Raw genomic sequence first — 16,935 nt, 5'->3', positions numbered from 1 at the left:
CAGCGGATAGGCTTAATCGCTGTCCGATTTCACGCAATTGCGGCCAGCTGCTTTTGCTTCGTACAGTTTCGCGTCGGCACGCTCAAGCAGAGACTCGGGGCCGTCCTCGGGACGAAGCTCGGCGATGCCGAAGGATGCCGTGACGGTACCGATGGGCTTGCCGGTCCTGTGGTGCATCCATTTCTTTCGTTGCAGTTCGTCGCGAATTTGTTCGCCAAGATTATCCGCGCCCTCGATCTGAGTTTGCGGCAGCACCACGACAAACTCTTCGCCGCCGTAGCGTACCGCCGTGTCGCGGCCCTTGATGTTCTTCGACAGCAGTTCACCAAAGCGTCTGAGGATTTCGTCGCCCACGGTATGGCCAAACGTATCGTTGATTTTCTTGAAGTGATCCACGTCGGCCATGATGAGGCAAAGGGGCTCGTTGAGTTCCGACGCGGCCTTAACTTCACGATGCAGATTTGCTTCGAGCCAATGGCGGTTTTTGAGCTGAGTCACGGCATCGAGCATTCCGAGATGCTGACTCTCGCTCAGGCTGGAGCGTAACTTTTCGATCTGTGTTTGCGAATGCTGCAAGCGCGCGTTCAAAACGTCGACTTCGCTGCGAATCTTTGTGTTTTCGGCAATCAGACGCTGCACGACGCCTCTCACCTGATCCGCCGTCGTCAGCGATGGAAGCGTCTTGTTGACCTTTGCCAGCACTTCGGAGTGCAGGCTGCTGACGTCGGTATGCTGGCGCAACAGGCCCAACAGCACCAAGACCTCGTCATCGAGTTCCTGACCGACCTTTTCGATGCGGTTTGATGCGGCGTCGTTATCCTTTTTGCGGCGGACTTCATTACCGGTCAAAAACTGCCAAGCGCCAAGCATGAAAGCGACGAAGCAAACCGAAACGGTTCCGGCCAATGCCGCAATGGCCATCGGGTGCGATCCGAGGCGAATGATGCGGCCGCGAGAATCGACCTCCGCAACCTGCCAGCTGATGTCGGACCATTCCCCCCAGGTTGTAAGCCCGAAGTCGCTCCGCATCCACAAAGTCCATAGGAAATAAGCGGAGGCTACGGCGACGAGACTCGTAATCATGATCACGGCCGAAAATGGAAATTGCCTTGAAGTTATCGTGCCCATAAACCACCGCTCAATCGAGGTGCAATATATCCGGTTGCGATATCAGTGTACGCCGTAGCCGGTTGGCGTCCGCTTTTCTATTATCATTATCGGCTATTTACGAATTTCGTAGGCTGTAAAAACTAAGCACAGCTGCGACTTATCAAGCGTATTAGCATCATTGTCTGTGCGCTATTTGAATCCCGTCGCAATTCGAAGGTAGAGTTGCTCAGTGAAAACCTTGAGCAGACTTCCGCTGTAACTTCCGGTCATCAGGATAATGAGAAATCCGGCGATGATTTTCGGTACGAACGTCAGCGTCATCTCCTGGACCTGCGTCAACGCCTGAAAAAAGGCCACGCCGACGCCGATGATCATCGCAGATGCGATGACGGGACCGGCGAGGATGATCGTCAGCCAGATCGCCTGTTGGACAATGCCGAGCGCGTCGCCTTCCGTCATTGATACCCCAGCACGACGCCCTGAGTGATCGGAACTTCCTTGCCGTTATTTAGAATCGCTGTGGAGCCCGTCGAATCGATGCGCACGGACGTGACGATGCCGGACACCGAGCCATCCGCAGATGTCAACGACAAGCCGATCATCGTGCTCGCCTGCGAGATATTGGAATTCACAAGCAGCTGGTCGAGTTTCGCGTTTGTATTGATGCCCTGCTCAACGCTCGAGAATTGCGCGATCTGCGACATGTACTCGGTGGAATCGGTCGGGTTCAACGGATCCTGGTTGCGGAGTTGCGCGACCATAAGTTTCAGGAAGTCGTTGTAATTCAGGGTGGAGTTTTTCGTTTTGTCATTCGCGTCGGCGTTTGACGTTCCGGATGTGTTGCCTGTTGGGGGAATCGTGGTCATGCGACCTCCTTGCTCGGTTCCTGCGTGACGGCGCTTGCCGCCTCTAATGGAAGAAGCATTCTTACTTTCTTCAGTGCTTCAAAGGGGCGATCGGCATCGAGCAAATCGCTTGTTTCTATCAAGCCCTGCAGCATTTTTCCGTCGCGGATACTCACAAGAAGATTTGCGACCGACTCCTTCGCCATCGTCCGCGCCTTCATGTGCAGCGCCGGGTCCATGAGCATCATCTGCACCATGAAATAGAGCTGGCGGAGCGGCGTCGTCGTTTCCTCGGGCTTCATGACGTGCTGCTCGAGGAGAAAAATCACGTCGTTCATCAGCTCGATGCTGACTTTGCGATCGACTTTGAGCACGCCGCCATTGACGAAAATCCGCTCGCCGGCACGCAGGGTGATTTTCAATCCACCGGCCATCACAGACCTTCCGCGATGACGCTTGAAACGTCGATCAAGCCTGCGAAATTCTTCGACTTGCCGCTGCTGATGGCGTCCGCTTCCTTCAGCATCCAGATTCCGATAGAAATCAAATTCGCTCTGATATCGTCCGGAAGCGCATTCTCCGGCTTGACGAGATCTTCGAGAAGGAAGCTCCAAAGCCGGTTGAGGAAACAGATCGCGTCGACGGCTTCGCGCGAATTTGCGCCAGCTTTTTCAGCGGATCTCAGCATCGATACGGACTGCTCGAGCGCGAGGCGTTCATTCTCGCGCTTGCGGCCGGCGGAGTCGCTCAACGTCTCTTCGTAAGAGAACTTATACATGTTTCAGTCCGGTCCTTCGGCGCTACATGCGCCGGGTTATCAAGAGAGGAAGTCCATGATGCTTAGTTTGCTCAAACGATTTGTAACGCTGTAGGCCGCTTCGAGTGCCGTTGAGAGATCCGAGATCTGCGTCGTCACTTCCGCTGGATCCACGGATTCGAGGCCGCTGATGGATTTTTCGAGAAAATCGATCTGCGTATCGATCTGCTCATTGGAGTCGGACACGCGCTGCTGTGTTACGCCGAGGAACGCTTGCACCCTCGTCAATCCACCGATGCCGTTGCTGACGAGTTGTGTCGCTTGCTGCAGGACGACTTTCTGCGTCGAGCTATTCAGATTCTGGAACCCGAGGCCCGCCACCATCGCAAATGCTTGCGTCAGTTGCCGGAACGTCTGGTCGTTCGCGGTGACCGACGTATTGGCCGTTTCCGTCCGCGAGATTCTGCTGTTTACCGATTTATCAGAGGCATCCGACCAGTTTGCTGACCAGTTCGGATCCGAGAATAGATCGGCAAACTCATTTTGGAGGAAATCCTGCATGTCGGACGCTGATATCGCCGACACGCCGGGATCGCTCGGGCTCATCCCGAACTTCGCAACGAACGCAGCGTTGACCGCCTGCGCGCTCGCGGACGGCGGATTTGCGAAATAATCGTCGAGTGGTTTGACGTCAGAATTGATGCCGGAAAAAAGATACTGACCATCCAACGACGAATTGAGCTGATCCTGGATCGACTGCATCGCGGCGTTGGCCTGCTGCACGATGGTGCCGGACATTGTGCTGGTGGACTGTGCCGGCGTCAGCGCATTCAGGAACGTTTGGCTCGTCGTCGCGAGCGTATTGAGAGCGGCCTGCGACGCCTGCATGCGCGTCAGCACAAGCGAGTTCGTATCCTTGATCGATTGAATTTGCGAGATGTCCTGGCGCAGCGAAACCGCGACTCCCGTCTGCGCACCGAGCGTCAGGCCGACGTCCGCGTGACGGCCGGTAGCGAGCTCCTTTTGGACATCAACGAGACGATGCTGAATCCTCGCAATCGAGGCTTTCGTTTCGCTCGATAAGGCTGACGTCGATATGAATGTCGGTGTGAGCATCGTCTTAGCTCAATGACTGAATGAGAGTTGAAAGCATTTCGTTGACGGTGTTGATCAACCGCGACGACGCCTGGAACGTCCGTTCGAGATCGAGAAGGTTGGTCATTTCCTCGTCGAGATTGACGCCGGTCGCCTGCGAGAGTGAAGTGGTGGCGCGTTGCGCAACGGTGCTCCGGTAATCGGCCTCGGCGGTCGCGGACTGGCGCAACGCCTCAAGCCAAGAGACCGAGTTCTTTGCGTAGTCCATCACCGAAGAGGATGATGGAAGCTGCGTCGACGCGTCGAATGTTTGCCCAGAATTCAGGCCTGAAATCAGGCTTTGAATGCGATCCGTGAATGCCGGCGCATTGGCCGAATTGTATTTGTAACTGGCGCCTGAGATGCCGCCATCGCGGATCAACTCGGCATTGCCGCCCTGGCCGGGATCGACGCTGGCGTTGATTTTGATCGAGCTTGCGAGGCCTGCGATGGCGCTCCCCGGGATCGCCGGTCCGCCCGAATAGGTGAACAATCCCGTCGCTGCGGGGAGCGTCGGCGTTGCCGACTGATCCGTTTCGGCAAATGCGTTGATCAGACCTCGCGCCATCTCGTCGAGCTGGCTCTGATAGGTCACGGCGATATCATCGCGAACCGACATCAAACCCGCGAGTTTGCCGGACTGGATCTCGAGGATATGCGACGTTCCCGCGATCGGGACACCATCGGCATAGACCGCAGCCCCCGGCGCACCGGCGGCAAGATTCTGCGTTTGCTGGAACGTGACGGCGCGCGGCGCCTTGTCGAACAGCGTCACACCGCTATCGGTGTAGATCGCCATGTCACCGTTATCGCGCGAAACCGTTCGTATCCCGACTTCCGTCGAAAGCTGCTTCAGGACTGCGTCGCGCGCGTCGAGGACGTCGGTGATATCGCGGCCGTTGGTCGAGCCGCGAATGACCTGATTGTTGAGATTCTCAAACTGCGAGAGAAGATCGTTGATATTAGCAACGGACGTCGCAATGTCGGAATCCGCCTGCTGCCGCACCTGCGTAACCGTCGCGGATGCGGAATTCAGCGCATTCGACACGTTCTTCGCGGCGGAAACCACGCTTGCGGCGACGGCCGGATTCTGCGGATCACCGGAATACGTTTGAAGCGTCGCGCTGAGCTTTGCGATCAGCGCGGCGGGCGAGTGTTCCTGATCGGTATCGTCGACGGTGCTTTGCAGCTGGCCGAGCGCCGATGTGATTGACGTCTGCGCCTGGCTCGCCGAATTGGCTGTCAGATACGTATTGAAAAGGAGTTGATCCGACGTGCGATCGATGCGGGGAACGCTGACGCCGACGCCCGGACCGCTGACGAGCGTCGCAATTTTGCGCGTCGCGTCGGGGTCGTGCACGCGCGCGATATTGCGCGACACCACCGAGATTTGCTCGGATGTTGCCTGCAGACTTGACCGCGCTGTGTCCGTACTCAACGTCAACGACATCTGCGGGACCTTCCCCTAGAACTCCCGATTACCGCACGAGATTGACGAGCACATCCAAGAGCTCGGTGCCCGTCTGGAACACCTTCGAGTTTGCTGTGTAGCTGCGTTGAGCTTCGACCATCGTCGTCAGCTCGGAAGCGAGATCGACGCTCGATTTTTCAAGAGCACCGGAAACGATTTTTCCGAGCGAGCCGGAATTGGCCGTTCCAAGCTGAAGGTCACCGGATTCCTTGTTCGTCGCGAACACGTTTCCGGAAATTGCCGTCAGGTTGTCGGGGCTCGCGACGTTCGCAAGCGGAATTTTGAAGGCGTCGACGCGAGAGCCGTCGGCATAGACGGCGGTGACGATACCTTGCGCGCTGATCTCGAGACGATCGACAGCGGACGGTCCGTTGCCATTCGCGCTTGCGTCGACGGGGATGTAGGCGCCGGCGAGCTGCGTGGTATTACCCATATTGAAATTCAACGTTGCGCCATTGGGAACGTTGACCGAAAGCGTCGCGGGCGACGGCGATGTCAATTTTCCGGTAGTTCCGCTGAACGTCAGAGCCTGCGTCGTGAGTTGCGATCCGGCTGCATATGGGAATCCGCCGCCAGCGCTGGCGCCGGCATTGTCATAGACCGAGATTTCCCACTGATTGGGACCAGTCTTCGCCGAGTAAATATCGAGCGTAACCTTGTGACCGAGATTATCGTAAGTGATGATCGACGTCTTGCCGGCGAAATCGGCGCCAGCCGCGTTCGCAGATGGAAGACTGGTCGAGACGGCGGCGTCGGCCGGAAGATTGACCTGGAAGTTGCCGGCCGTTGAGGCGGTGGCCTTCAATCCCAAGTTTGCGGTTCCGACCGGAACCAGACCAGCGGCGCTATTGATGACCGATGAGCTTCCGCCGTTGAGAAGATCGTAGCCGAGCAACGTAAACCCGGCGGCATTGACGAGTTCGCCATTTGTCGAAATGAAACTGCCGGCGCGCGTCAGGTAAGGCGTGCCCGACGGACTCTGAACCATGAAGAAGCCGTTGCCGCTGACCGCGAGATCCGTCGGCGAATTCGTGTAGCTCAAGTCGCCCTGATGCGTCACCGCACGGCGGGCGATGGTCGAGACGGAGCCAGGGACGTATGATGCAACGTGACCTTCAGCGACGAGTGTCGCAAATTCCGCAGAAGCTTCCTTGTAGCCGGTTGTATTGACGTTCGCGATGTTGTCCGCGACGGTTCCCATACGGTCAGACTGGACAGCCATGCCTGAGATGCTGGTAGTCATTAATCCGTAAAGGCCCATCGACGCTCTCCTGCTCGGGAATGATAGTTTGCTCAAGAGAAGCATTCGGGCCTTGCGTGAGACTGTTTGCAGCCTCTTCCGCTGAGGACATCTGTTCGTCCGCCGAAAATTCCTTGAGGCGATATCCGAGGAACCTCTGGGAATCGATTGGGTCGTGGCCGAGCCGCTGCTTCAGGCGTTTACGCAAACGGCTGATGTGGCTTTCGATGACGTTCTCGTGGATCTCGTCGTTGAAAATGCCGTACACGCGATTGAAAATCTGCGTCTTCGTCACGCGCGTGTTGCGGCTGAGAACGAGGCATTCGAGGATTCGGCGTTCGCGGCGCGGCAGGGACAGCACTTCGCCGTTCACCAGCGGATCGCGTCCGTCGAAGAAAATGCGGATGCCGGCGATGTCGACGCACTGCTCCGCCATTTTCATCCGGCGGCGAATCGCGCCGCTGCGCGCCAGGACTTCGCGGACATGAAAAGGCTTGGCGAGGACATCGTCGAACCCGAGTGAAAAAAGTTCGAGCGTTTCATTCAACGCCCTTGCCTCGATCAGGCCGATGAGGGGTGCCCGGCATCGCGAGCGGATGCGGGACGAGATCTGCCGCCGATGCTCGACGGAACCGATCAGAAATCCTTCGATGACGGAGAGGTCGGAATCATTAACTGATTCAAACCATTCAGGAAATTCGTGCGACTCAACCGCAACTGCTGCGATGCCCTCGCGTTCAAAGCACGCGACACAGCCTCCCGCGACCGTGGACCGGTCGTCCAGAACAACGAACATCAAAGTTCCCCCGCATAATTCAGTGCACGCCGCTTCAACGCAGATACAGTGATTCATGTGACTTATTAACAATTATTTCGTAATTGCATGGGTCACAAAAAGCACACCAAATCAATTTGGAGAGGTTTAGTCCGCGATGCGATGGTTGTATCGCCTCGATCGAGGCTGATTTTCCTATATGATTCCAAATAATTAACTCAATGCATTCAATTGGATTCATTTGAATAGCGATATCGTAGCGAATTTGCGTTTCAATACAGAATGATATTCGCCGACATATTCGTAGCCGATCGAGGTCTTGGCCTTACGGCGCATCACAGAAATTGAGTGTGATGAAACAAACGAGAACGCGCAAACTTCGTCGAGATGCATTTGGCCGTGATATCGCTACGGCCGACGACGTGCGGGCGTTCGAGCGGCGCAACGATTTTCGCCATTCGGCAAGCCAACATGCGGCGATGCGCTTTCGCAGCGCCAATATGATTTGCGACCTGGTCGATCTGTCTGAAACCGGTGCAAAGATCCGAATTCTCGACGGTGCCGTCCCGAACATCGACGAGCGGGTTGTACTGACGCTTTTCGATGGAACGCCCGTCGATGGGCATGTGTCTTGGATCCGGGACAAGCACATCGGGATCGCTTTTCGCGCCCCAGTGCCGAATGTCGACGACCGCCTCGACTTCGAGGATCTCGGTAGCGCATTTTTCGGGAAGGCCGTCACGCTGCAGAAGGCGACGCGGCGGTCGTAGCGAAGGCCACGCCGCGTAAGCGTTCCGCAAGGCGTGCCTGCTATTTCTTGCTGAGCCGAGGTCAGCTTTCAGACGTATCATGCGCATTCGCACGCCGTTGCCGTCGAATTTTGAAGCGCTTCTTACGGATTTCTTCAATGACGCCGACGCGCCGAGCGAAGCGCCATCGCCTTCGCATCGGTTCTCGATCAGCAGCCTCGAGGCCGCGTGGGATGTTGCGGCTCAGGCTCGCGCAACGCCTCAGCGCGAGGATCCGGATCGCGATACCCGGCGAACGGCTTATCGCAACGAGAGCGAGAGCACGCTGAGCGGCGCGCTCGATCCGCAAAAAATTCTGAGCGAGCTCGGTCTGCATTCCGCCGCGACGGAACACGAGATCGCCGTACTCCGCAGAGAATTCGCGCTTCGCAATCATCCCGATCGGGTTCCTTCCGACCTAAGAGAGATCGCGACGCAACGCATGATGATTGCAAACGATCTCATGGACAGGCATCTCGCCCGACAGCGTCGCTCGAACGGTTAACAACCGGTAGCCAGACTTTGTTAAAATGCAACCTGCCCCGTTCGCGATGTTGCGACGAATATCGCGTATGGTCTCCGTTATGGTCCGAGACGGCCATATGAAATCACGGGGCCTATGATGAGTGAGAATTCCCTCGACCTGCAGATCCTTCGCGCGCGCATGAGCGGGCTTGGCGAACGTCTCGATAGTCTCTGGTCAAATCAACTGCGCGAGCATCGCCATCTCGATCGCGATACCGCCGAATGCGCGTACTGGCATTCCGGCTATCATCAGGCGCTTGCCGATCTCGTCAGCCTCATCGAAGGGCCGCGCCCTATCTGCGGCAGCGCGGGCAAGTCCAATCCGTCCCTGCCGGCCGGCCAGGGTGTAGAAAGTTTCCAACCGGCATAAACTGGTGGAACATTTCGCACTCTTTTTCGAAAGCCTGCTGCGGCTGCGCGAAGTGGCGAAACTTGAATTGCGATGCCGTGCCAATTCGCTGCTTCAATATGGACTTCAGATCGCTGCCGTCGCTGCCGACGAACGTGATCGAGAAACGGCCTAAATTATCGATGAAGCCGAGGGCGTAGGCCCCCGGGCAGTTTTCGACCAGCTCTTCTTCGATCGTATCGGCGGCCAAATCAAACGGGCCGCGCAATCCCGCTCCGAGCGATTCCTGCTGCGTCATATCAACAGATCCTAAATATAGATCGCGTTTGCCTGCCTGCCGCTTGCAATGTCAGCGCTCGACGGCTGCTGACTGTCATTGCGTCGTCGTTGCTGCGATTGATCCGGCATTTCACCCTCGCGCCGCGGCATCCCCTCGTCCTGGCGGCCACCCAAGTTTGCGCGCGCCTGGCTTCCATCCTGGAACGTCGAACTGCCGTTGTTCAGTGAGCTGTTCAAGTTTGAATTGGAGCTGGACGAGATATCCGAAATCTTCAGATTCTTCACATCGTAGCCGGCGTCGCGCAGACTTTGCTCCAAACCCTTTCGGTCATCGTCGAGCAGCTTGGCTGTCGCCGCTTTGGATGCCTCGGCGTCAATATCGAGAGCGCTGGCTTTGAGGCTGAGTTTCAATCTGACCGTGCCGAGATCGGGCGGTGAAAGCGTCAAATCAATGCTTCGCAAAACGTAGCCTGCAGCCGGAGGCTGATCGGCTGGTTGCCGCGGGGTGAATGGTTCGGCGCTGGTGTGGTCGCCAGCAAGCGCGGTGAGCACGCCGCTGCGAACCTGTTGTGTCGCGGCAGACAGGGGAGGCGGTGTTTCCGGAACATCCTGCGTGATGTTTTCGACAGGCCTGGATGAGGATGCGTCCAGAATCCGGCGCGCGCCTGCGTCCGGCGTTGCGGACTCTTTGTGTGATCCCGCTCCGCCGCCTTGCGTATCGCTGAAGTTTTGCTGCGGCGCTGTACCGGTCGTCGGCTGCGGCTCCGCGCTTCGTGCGGCGCCGATCATATCCGTCGAAAGCTTGGGTGCGCCCGCATCACTTTTCCGCCCGGCAGCAGCGCTCAACGACGAGAGGGCGTTTTCCGCGTTGGACTTGTTCGTCAACGTGTCAAACATCCGGCTGTCCGATCCGGCATTCCTATTGTCAAAAACCCAATGCGCCTCGCGCGATTGAACCGACACGGGCATCGTGACTGTTTCTTCGACGTCGGACTCGGCGGGGCCCCAATGCGGCGCCGGCGTCGTGTCCTGCGCCGCCATCAGGCGCTGCCTCGTCTCGAGCAGCGCAACGACACTGGCTTGTTTGAGGATGTGGCCGGGAATCGCTGCGTTCGTGACACTCGTCGCGGCGCTATCGTCGTTCGATGCCGTCTCCGGCGCAGGCACGGTTGCGGGCGGAGCGCTCCATCCCAGCGGCGGATTTATCGAAGCCGGAGCGGGCTGCGCTTCCTGGCCGCCGAGCGTGTCGACGGTTGCCTCGAACGACGTCAGCGCATCATCGTCCGATCGGCTTTCGCGTTGAGATTTTTCATCTACCTTCGTGGTCTTGTCGACCGATTTGGGATTGGTGCGCTGTTCGCGAACGTTTGCTTGCCCGGCGGGACGATCGCGCACCCGATCGCTAGATACGTCAGTATCCTGCGACTTCGGACTCGGCCTCGACCCGCGATATGTTTGTGCCGGGCTCCGACCTGAAATCGTATCGATGATGCTTTGGCCCTGTGCGGCGCGCGAAGCGACTTCGGTCATTTCTTGGTCCCAGACATGATCATGTTGGCTTCTTCGATGGCGGCATCGGCGCTTTTGACGGCCGTCGATACGCGCGACAGCTCCGTTGCCGCGCGCGAAACGTCCATCTCCGCATTGCGAGCGTCGCCCGCTGCCGCAAATTTATTCTGCGTGACCGTTTGCGCGATGTAGCCCGCAACCTCACGGATTTCGACGTCATTGCCGGTCAGGCGATCGGCCGTGATTTGGCGCAATGCCGACAGCGCTTCGGCCGCGCGCGTGCTCGGCGCGTTCGCAGCGGCCTGATACAGCATGGCCCGGTCGAGATCTTCGGCGTTATCGGGTTTCAATGTCAGCGCTTCGTTCGCGGCGGCCTGAGCCAGACTTATGCGGCCCGACGGCAATGCTGCGGCCGCCATCGCAAGGAGCAGATCGATGCGCGACTGACGGTCTGCCGTTGACGTTGCTTCCGTCAGCTTCTCGACCATATCGCGGCTATCGAATTCGTCGCGCTTGGCGGCCGCAGCCGAAAAATCGCGAAAGAGTTTCCAGGCGTAAATCGATCTTCCGTATCGCCGGAGATAGTCGGTCAGCAGCAGCATGGCGCGATGCGTGTCACCTTTGCTGACAAGCACCGGAATCTCTCGACGAACGGCCGCTTCCTCGATTGCGGTATGCGGACAGGCGAGACGGGCTTCATCGAGGAGCCCGACAGCTTTAGCATCGTCGTTGCCGATATAGAGCGACGCTCGCGCCAGCGCGAATGGTCCGACCAAACTGACATCGACGGATCGCGGTTCGACGTCGGCCCAGAGCTTTCGCGCCGCGCTTGTCTGGCCCTGCGCGTATTTGATTATGCCTTGCGCCAGCGTGCGATCGGCTTCGTAGCGCGTCTCGTCGTTCGCCAGCGGCTTCAGCACCGCGTAATCGCCGCCGCTCAAAACGTAAACGAAAGCGTCGCGAACCTGCGCATAGTTGTCCCAATCGGGCTTCTCAAAAGCGCGCACGATAGTTGAGATTTCCGACAAGAGGCGGCCCTGATCGACCAGTGCGCCATCGTCGCCGTGCACAACGAGATCCTGCACGGCTCCCAAGCGTGCGAGCAGTCGGCGAAGCTCGGCGCCCTTTTCGGTGTTGACGCCCAGATCGCCCGGCGATGCTGCGGCCCTGACTTTGGGTTGCGACGTCGCTGCGTCGCCTGACGTGAACATCGGCAGCACATAAAAATACGCGCCTGCCCCTATGCCGGCAAGCACGACCGCAGCGCCAGCGATCAACGCCAGACGCTTCATTTCTTGGCCTCTTTGATGAGGATATCGATCCTGCGGTTTTCCGGTGCTTCGTGATTGGAGGGATTTTTAGGGTCCCGGTCGGCGCGGCCTTCGATTGCTGAAAATCGCGTTTCAGAAATGCCGCCGCGCACGAGCATGTAATAAGCCATTTGCGCACGCGCCGCGGAAAGACGCCAGTTGTCGTAGTTGCCGTTCTTGTAGGCGCGACTATCGGTGTGCCCGCGGACGACGATGCTGCCAGGCAGAGATTTCAGAACGTCACCCACCTTGCTCATGGCGAGAACCAACGCGGGACGCGGCTTCGCGGAGCCGACCTCGAACATGCCGAAGTCGGCGTCATCGAGCAAACTGACGAGCAAGCCTTCAGACGTCGCCTTCACCTCGATCTCGGGCGCGGCACGGGAACCTTTCGCCAAGGCACTGCTGATGTCGTCCTGCACCTTTTTGGCTTTTGCTTCCTCGGCTACGTCGGCGCTCGCATCTGAAGGTTTCGGCGCATTTGCGGCCTCATTCTGGTCTTTGGCATTGAGCGCGGTAGCGGCCTGTTTCGTATCTTGAGCCTCCAGCGCGCGCGCATTCTTCGCGACGTCCTTGCCTGCCACGCCGGATGGCGGCGGGGACGCCTTCGCAGTTGCCGCTTGTGGTGCCGCAGGCGCGGGATTGGGTTGCGACGCAAGCCTTTCGGTAGCCGACGACTTTCCGGTCCGGCGATCGGCGCGATCAAACGGATCGCTGATATTGTTGTCCGACGCGCTTGGCGCCGTCATGGACTGGCTGGCCTTGGCTTCGTCTGCAAGCTTGTCCAGAAGCTGACCGGGATTGTCGAAGAGCGCTTCTTCTTTCTGCGCCTCCGCGCTCTTGCCGCCGGCGGACGCGCTTTTCTTTTGCGCTTCTTCGTCCATCCCCTCGCCGACGTTTGCCTTGCCCGCCTTGGGCGCACTGCGTTTCTGCGCTTGATCCGGGTGCTCGCTCAGGCCCTTTTCGGTCTTCTCCTCGCTCTGCTTCGCATCGATCTCGTTCAGATCTTCGAGGCCCTTGGGCGCGGCGAAGCGATCCGTCAGCCGCATCGGATTGAAATAAGCCGCGACCTGCACGATCGTCTTTTTATCGGCGGCATTGATCAGCCACATGACGAGAAAGAACGCCATCATGGCCGTCATGAAGTCGGCATAGGCGATCTTCCAGACGCCGCCGTGATGCTCTTCGTCGTGACTGCGACGGCGGCGTACGATGACGAGCGGTTGCGATGAAACGTCTTCCTGGCCGTTGCTCATGTCGCCGCCTCAAGCTCAGAAATCCACGCGGCAATGTTCGCTTCGATGACGGTGTCCTCGATATGCGCTCGAACGTCGGAGGACGTGCTTTCCGAATAGCCGATTTGGAACGCGTCGTTCGGCAGCGAGCTGCGCAGGTGCTCCAGCATTTCCGCCGGAGCCTCGATATGGACTTTGGCGCCCTCGACGAGCGCCCGTGTGATCGCTGCTTCGAGGTCTTGCACGGCGCGCTCCCGCAGTTGTTCGACAATCCAGGGACGAATCAGCGTTGCGACGCGTTCGCCGACCGCGCGCTCAATGAGCTTCACGGCACCTTCCAAGCGGGCCGCAAGGACGTCGGCGCATTCCTGCCGGAAGCCGTTGCGTTCGAGGTTGAGGCGTTCGAGAAACAGCGTCTCCGCTTCCGCCAGCCTCACTTCCGCATCCGCCTGCGCTTCGGCGCGGCCTTCGGACAATCCCTGCTGGTAGCCGTCGTCGAACGCCGTCTTGAGTTCCGTTTCGTGGTCAGGCTTCACTGCAGCGGCATTCGGATGATCGAAGTCCGAAAGCATTGGAAATGCCCGACTGAGCACCCTGGCGGTCATCCGTTCTTGACCCAATGCTTCATGATGGCAGTGGCCTGATCTTCGTCACGATCAATAATCGCGCCAAGCTTCTCGACGGGACCAAACGCAAGCGAGCGGCCGAACGACATTCCATCGCCCGCGAAGCCCGACGAGCCGAAATCGGAATCGAATGGATTGGCCCCGGGTTCAAGCAGCGGCGATGCCATCTCGGGCATGTCGAGAGGCGCCGCGACGCCGCCAGCATCCGCGAGCGCCGGTCCTGCGAGCGCCGCTACCGTGCCATTGCTTTCGATGGCGGTCGCTGCGCTTCCGGTCAGCAACAGACGCATCGCTGGCTTGAAGCCGGCGAAGACGACGATGGCTGCGACCAGAAGAATGGTCAGTGATTTGATTCCGGTTCCCGCAAGACCCATCAGCATCACGCTCCAGTCGGTGCTGGGCGCCGTGATATCGCCAAAGGGTGATTGCGCGAATTCGACAGCCGCAACGCTGATGCGATCGCCGCGCTTGGTGTCGAGACCGGCGGCGGACAGCGCCACTTTCTCAATCTCGGCAACCTGTTTGTCGATATCTTCGGTCTTGGCGTCCTTGCCGATGATTTCAGCGATACGCTTCTTGTTGACGACGACGGCGAGCGAGATGTTGTCGACCTTGTAGCCTTCACTGGTGGTGGAGGCGGAGTGCGAACTGATCTCGTAGTTCGTCGTTTCCTCTTTGCGGTCCTGCGCGCGCTTGTTTTGCTCTTTTGTCGCCGGCGCTTCGTTCGGAATATTCTGCTCGACGCTGACGTCGGTTTTGCCGGAGCCATCGGTCGAACTCTGCGCTTCCTTGATGACGCGCGTCGAGCGTTCGACCTTGGACTCTGGGTCGTATTTCGTTTCCGTCGTCTGGTGCTTGTCGATGTTCAGACGCGCGATTGCGCTCACTTCGAAATTGTCGATGCCGAGGTACGGCGACAGGGCGCGGCGCACGCTGTCCTGCACCTGCGTCGAGATGGTGCGCTCGAGATCGAGCATTTGGACCGGAACATCGCCGGTTGGGCTGCCGCTGCCGCCGAGCAACGTTCCGTCGGTGCCGATGACCTGGACGTCGTCCGGTTTCATATCAGGAATAGCGGCAGCGATGAGATGCTTGATGGCGGGCGCCGCCGTCGCATCGCTCGCGACATCGGTCTTGATGACGACGGACGCCGTCGGAGCCTGCTTTTTCGTCCTCAGACCGTTCTGGTCCGGAAGATAGATGTGGACGCGAGCGGCGCGGATGCCTTTCAAATACTGGATCGTGCGCGACAGTTCGCCTTCGAGTGCGCGCACGCGCGTCACTTCCTGCATGAACGAGGTAAGACCCAGCGCTCCGAGCTTGTCGAACAGCTCGTAACCTGCATTCGGGCTTCCGGGCAGACCTTTTTCCGCGAGCAGGGCGCGCGCCTGCTCGGCTTGCCCGACCGGAACACCGAGCTTGGTTCCGTCGAGACTGGCTTCGAACGGGATACCGGCCTGCGCCAGCTCGCGGCCCATGCTGGAGATGTCAGGCGGCGTCAGGCCGACGTAAAGCGTCTCGAAGCTCGAACGCGACGCGAAGTAGCTTCCGATCGAGATCAGCGCGAAGACGAGGAAACCCGCTGCGCCAAGCGCCATCAGGCGCTGCCGTCCCAAACCTTTGAGACTGCTGTATAGATTCTGGAATTGGCGCCAATCCATCTTTCGGACCCTACCGGCATGGTTCCAAGCCGACGGTAGAGAGCGAACCTTGTGTAAAGGTGACGGGCCGCCAGGTCCTCGCCACGGCTGCAAAGGCAACCAAGGCGCTGACCGGCGACCCGTCTTGATAGAAGGGACGTGAGAGTGGTTCGGCGCCTCAGCGCCGATCCTTATTCATCAGCCGCGGAAGAGCGAGAGGATGTTCTGGCTCGACTGGTTGGCGATGCTGAGCGCCTGGACGCCGAGCTGCTGCTTAACCTGCAGGGCCTGAAGTCTCGTCGATTCTTCGTTCATGTCAGCGTCAACGAGCTGAGAGACGCCCGTCGTGATCGAATCGCGCAGCGTCGACACGAAGTCGCTCTGCAGATTGATACGCGTCTGGTTGGCGCCGAGACCGGTGGCTGCCGAGGTCATCTCGTCGAGTGCCTTGGAAACCGCCTGGACGTAGCCCGAGAGCGTCGCCTGGTCGGCAGCGCTGTTGTCCAGCGAGCTGATGTCGATGTTCATGATCGACGTGCCGCCCGTCGAGACGACGGCGCCGGTCGAGTCGCGCTGCGAGTCGAGGATGCCGCCAGAGCCCGTGCCGGTGCCGGCGTCGAACAGAACGGCTTTCGACGTATCGACCGTGATGTAGCCGATCGAGACTGCGCCGCTCGAGTTGCGCGTGAACGACGAAACGATCGACTTCGTCGCGTTGTAGCCGGTGGCCGACGAGTCGACCGAGAGCCAGTTCTCACCAGAGAAGCTTGCCGAATCGGCAACGCCCTTGAGCTGGTTCTGGAGTTCCGTGATGTCCGACTGGATCTTGCTGCGATCAACGCCCGGTCCGAGAGCTGCAGCAAGCTTCTGCTTCATCTGCGAGACGAGATCGATGCTGCTGTTCATCGCCGTATAGGCGACGTTGACGGTGCCCTTGCCGAGGCCGAGCGCGTCCTGAACCGTCGAAAGAGCGGCGTTGTCGGAGCGCATCGAGGTCGCGATCGACCAATAAGCGGCGTTGTCGGAAGCTGAAGCAACGCGCAAGCCCGTCGAAATGCGGCTCTGCGTGGTCAACATGTCTTTCGACGTCTGCTGCAGCGACTGCAGCGCGGTCATAGCTGCGACGTTCGTGTTAATGCTATTCATGCCCATGTCCCTTGTCCTTCTACTCGGCACTTAATATGCGCGTTACTGGGGACATACCGGGTTTGCCGGCTTGGCAGATCGGCTTCATGCCTGTGGCTCGACTCGACCACTCTGTCATGGGCCCATGAATTACCGGAGAGTTATTTCTTAATGGTTACCAGCGGGGGCGCCGGGCGAAACTATTATGAGGCCCAGG

18 protein-coding genes are annotated in these 16,935 nt (G+C 58.8%); 3 read left to right on the top strand and 15 right to left on the bottom strand.

The window, feature by feature from the left end; genetic code table 11:
* Positions 1-12: 12 nt before the first annotated feature.
* The 9 genes from HYPGJ_RS13265 to HYPGJ_RS13225 form a co-directional block, all read right to left on the bottom strand.
* The gene (locus HYPGJ_RS13265) at positions 13-1,029 is read right to left on the bottom strand and encodes a GGDEF domain-containing protein (RefSeq protein ID WP_244466133.1); all 1,017 of its coding nucleotides are present in this window, start codon (positions 1,027-1,029) and stop codon (positions 13-15) included.
* A 270-nt stretch (positions 1,030-1,299) separates the two neighbouring features.
* Positions 1,300-1,569 carry a flagellar biosynthetic protein FliQ gene (locus tag HYPGJ_RS13260; protein ID WP_046847570.1) on the bottom strand — a complete coding sequence of 90 codons (270 nt, stop codon included), beginning with the start codon at positions 1,567-1,569 and terminating at the stop codon, positions 1,300-1,302.
* Positions 1,566-1,976 (bottom strand): flagellar hook assembly protein FlgD, encoded by a 411-nt coding sequence (gene flgD / locus HYPGJ_RS13255; RefSeq protein ID WP_046847569.1) that lies wholly within the window; start codon positions 1,974-1,976, stop codon positions 1,566-1,568. Before flgD ends, HYPGJ_RS13260 begins: the two co-directional genes overlap by 4 nt.
* A complete protein-coding gene (gene flbT / locus HYPGJ_RS13250) occupies positions 1,973-2,389 on the bottom strand; it encodes a flagellar biosynthesis repressor FlbT (RefSeq protein ID WP_046847568.1) in 417 nt (138 codons plus the stop codon). The genes flgD and flbT overlap by 4 nt, the downstream gene beginning before the upstream one ends.
* A complete protein-coding gene (gene flaF / locus HYPGJ_RS13245; RefSeq protein ID WP_046847567.1) occupies positions 2,389-2,733 on the bottom strand; it encodes a flagellar biosynthesis regulator FlaF in 345 nt (114 codons plus the stop codon). The genes flbT and flaF overlap by 1 nt, the downstream gene beginning before the upstream one ends.
* Positions 2,734-2,772: 39 nt before the next feature.
* Complete coding sequence (locus tag HYPGJ_RS13240) at positions 2,773-3,828, bottom strand: flagellar hook-associated family protein (protein ID WP_046847566.1); 1,056 nt, start codon at positions 3,826-3,828, stop codon at positions 2,773-2,775.
* Between the two features lie 4 nt (positions 3,829-3,832).
* On the bottom strand, positions 3,833-5,296 hold the full coding sequence (flgK, locus tag HYPGJ_RS13235; protein WP_046847565.1) for a flagellar hook-associated protein FlgK: 1,464 nt from the start codon (positions 5,294-5,296) through the stop codon (positions 3,833-3,835).
* A 28-nt stretch (positions 5,297-5,324) separates the two neighbouring features.
* Positions 5,325-6,578 carry a flagellar hook protein FlgE gene (locus HYPGJ_RS13230; RefSeq protein ID WP_046847564.1) on the bottom strand — a complete coding sequence of 418 codons (1,254 nt, stop codon included), beginning with the start codon at positions 6,576-6,578 and terminating at the stop codon, positions 5,325-5,327.
* The gene (locus tag HYPGJ_RS13225) at positions 6,523-7,353 is read right to left on the bottom strand and encodes a response regulator transcription factor (protein ID WP_046847563.1); all 831 of its coding nucleotides are present in this window, start codon (positions 7,351-7,353) and stop codon (positions 6,523-6,525) included. Before HYPGJ_RS13225 ends, HYPGJ_RS13230 begins: the two co-directional genes overlap by 56 nt.
* A 332-nt stretch (positions 7,354-7,685) precedes the next feature.
* On the opposite strand from HYPGJ_RS13225, the gene HYPGJ_RS13220 reads away from it, so the two are divergent.
* The 3 genes from HYPGJ_RS13220 (at position 7,686) to HYPGJ_RS13210 (ending at position 9,015) form a co-directional block, all read left to right on the top strand.
* Positions 7,686-8,102 (top strand): PilZ domain-containing protein, encoded by a 417-nt coding sequence (locus HYPGJ_RS13220; protein ID WP_046847562.1) that lies wholly within the window; start codon positions 7,686-7,688, stop codon positions 8,100-8,102.
* Between the two features lie 79 nt (positions 8,103-8,181).
* Positions 8,182-8,625 (top strand): molecular chaperone DnaJ, encoded by a 444-nt coding sequence (locus tag HYPGJ_RS13215; RefSeq protein ID WP_046847561.1) that lies wholly within the window; start codon positions 8,182-8,184, stop codon positions 8,623-8,625.
* Positions 8,626-8,742: 117 nt separating this feature from the next.
* On the top strand, positions 8,743-9,015 hold the full coding sequence (locus HYPGJ_RS13210) for a hypothetical protein (protein ID WP_046848401.1): 273 nt from the start codon (positions 8,743-8,745) through the stop codon (positions 9,013-9,015).
* 288 nt (positions 9,016-9,303) lie between these two features.
* Here HYPGJ_RS13210 and HYPGJ_RS13205 read toward each other — a convergent pair whose 3' ends face one another.
* From HYPGJ_RS13205 to HYPGJ_RS13180, 6 genes are all read right to left on the bottom strand, one after another.
* On the bottom strand, positions 9,304-10,803 hold the full coding sequence (locus HYPGJ_RS13205; RefSeq protein WP_046847560.1) for a flagellar hook-length control protein FliK: 1,500 nt from the start codon (positions 10,801-10,803) through the stop codon (positions 9,304-9,306).
* Positions 10,800-12,074 carry a hypothetical protein gene (locus HYPGJ_RS13200; RefSeq protein ID WP_046847559.1) on the bottom strand — a complete coding sequence of 425 codons (1,275 nt, stop codon included), beginning with the start codon at positions 12,072-12,074 and terminating at the stop codon, positions 10,800-10,802. Before HYPGJ_RS13200 ends, HYPGJ_RS13205 begins: the two co-directional genes overlap by 4 nt.
* Positions 12,071-13,348: a MotB family protein gene (locus HYPGJ_RS13195; RefSeq protein ID WP_046847558.1), complete on the bottom strand. Its 1,278-nt coding sequence runs from the start codon at positions 13,346-13,348 to the stop codon at positions 12,071-12,073. Before HYPGJ_RS13195 ends, HYPGJ_RS13200 begins: the two co-directional genes overlap by 4 nt.
* Positions 13,345-13,899, bottom strand: coding sequence for a hypothetical protein (locus HYPGJ_RS13190; RefSeq protein WP_244466131.1), 555 nt, complete (start codon positions 13,897-13,899; stop codon positions 13,345-13,347). Before HYPGJ_RS13190 ends, HYPGJ_RS13195 begins: the two co-directional genes overlap by 4 nt.
* A gap of 29 nt (positions 13,900-13,928) precedes the next feature.
* Complete coding sequence (gene fliF, locus HYPGJ_RS13185) at positions 13,929-15,614, bottom strand: flagellar basal-body MS-ring/collar protein FliF (protein ID WP_046847556.1); 1,686 nt, start codon at positions 15,612-15,614, stop codon at positions 13,929-13,931.
* Positions 15,615-15,791: 177 nt separating this feature from the next.
* Positions 15,792-16,745 (bottom strand): flagellin, encoded by a 954-nt coding sequence (locus HYPGJ_RS13180; protein WP_046847555.1) that lies wholly within the window; start codon positions 16,743-16,745, stop codon positions 15,792-15,794.
* Between the last annotated feature and the right edge of the window lie 190 nt (positions 16,746-16,935).

Source organism: Hyphomicrobium sp. GJ21 (assembly GCF_001006785.1).
In the GTDB taxonomy this organism is placed as follows: Bacteria; Pseudomonadota; Alphaproteobacteria; order Rhizobiales; family Hyphomicrobiaceae; genus Hyphomicrobium_B.
The sequence above is the reverse complement of the archived record's forward strand: the minus strand, read 5'-3'. Positions and strand labels throughout refer to the sequence as shown.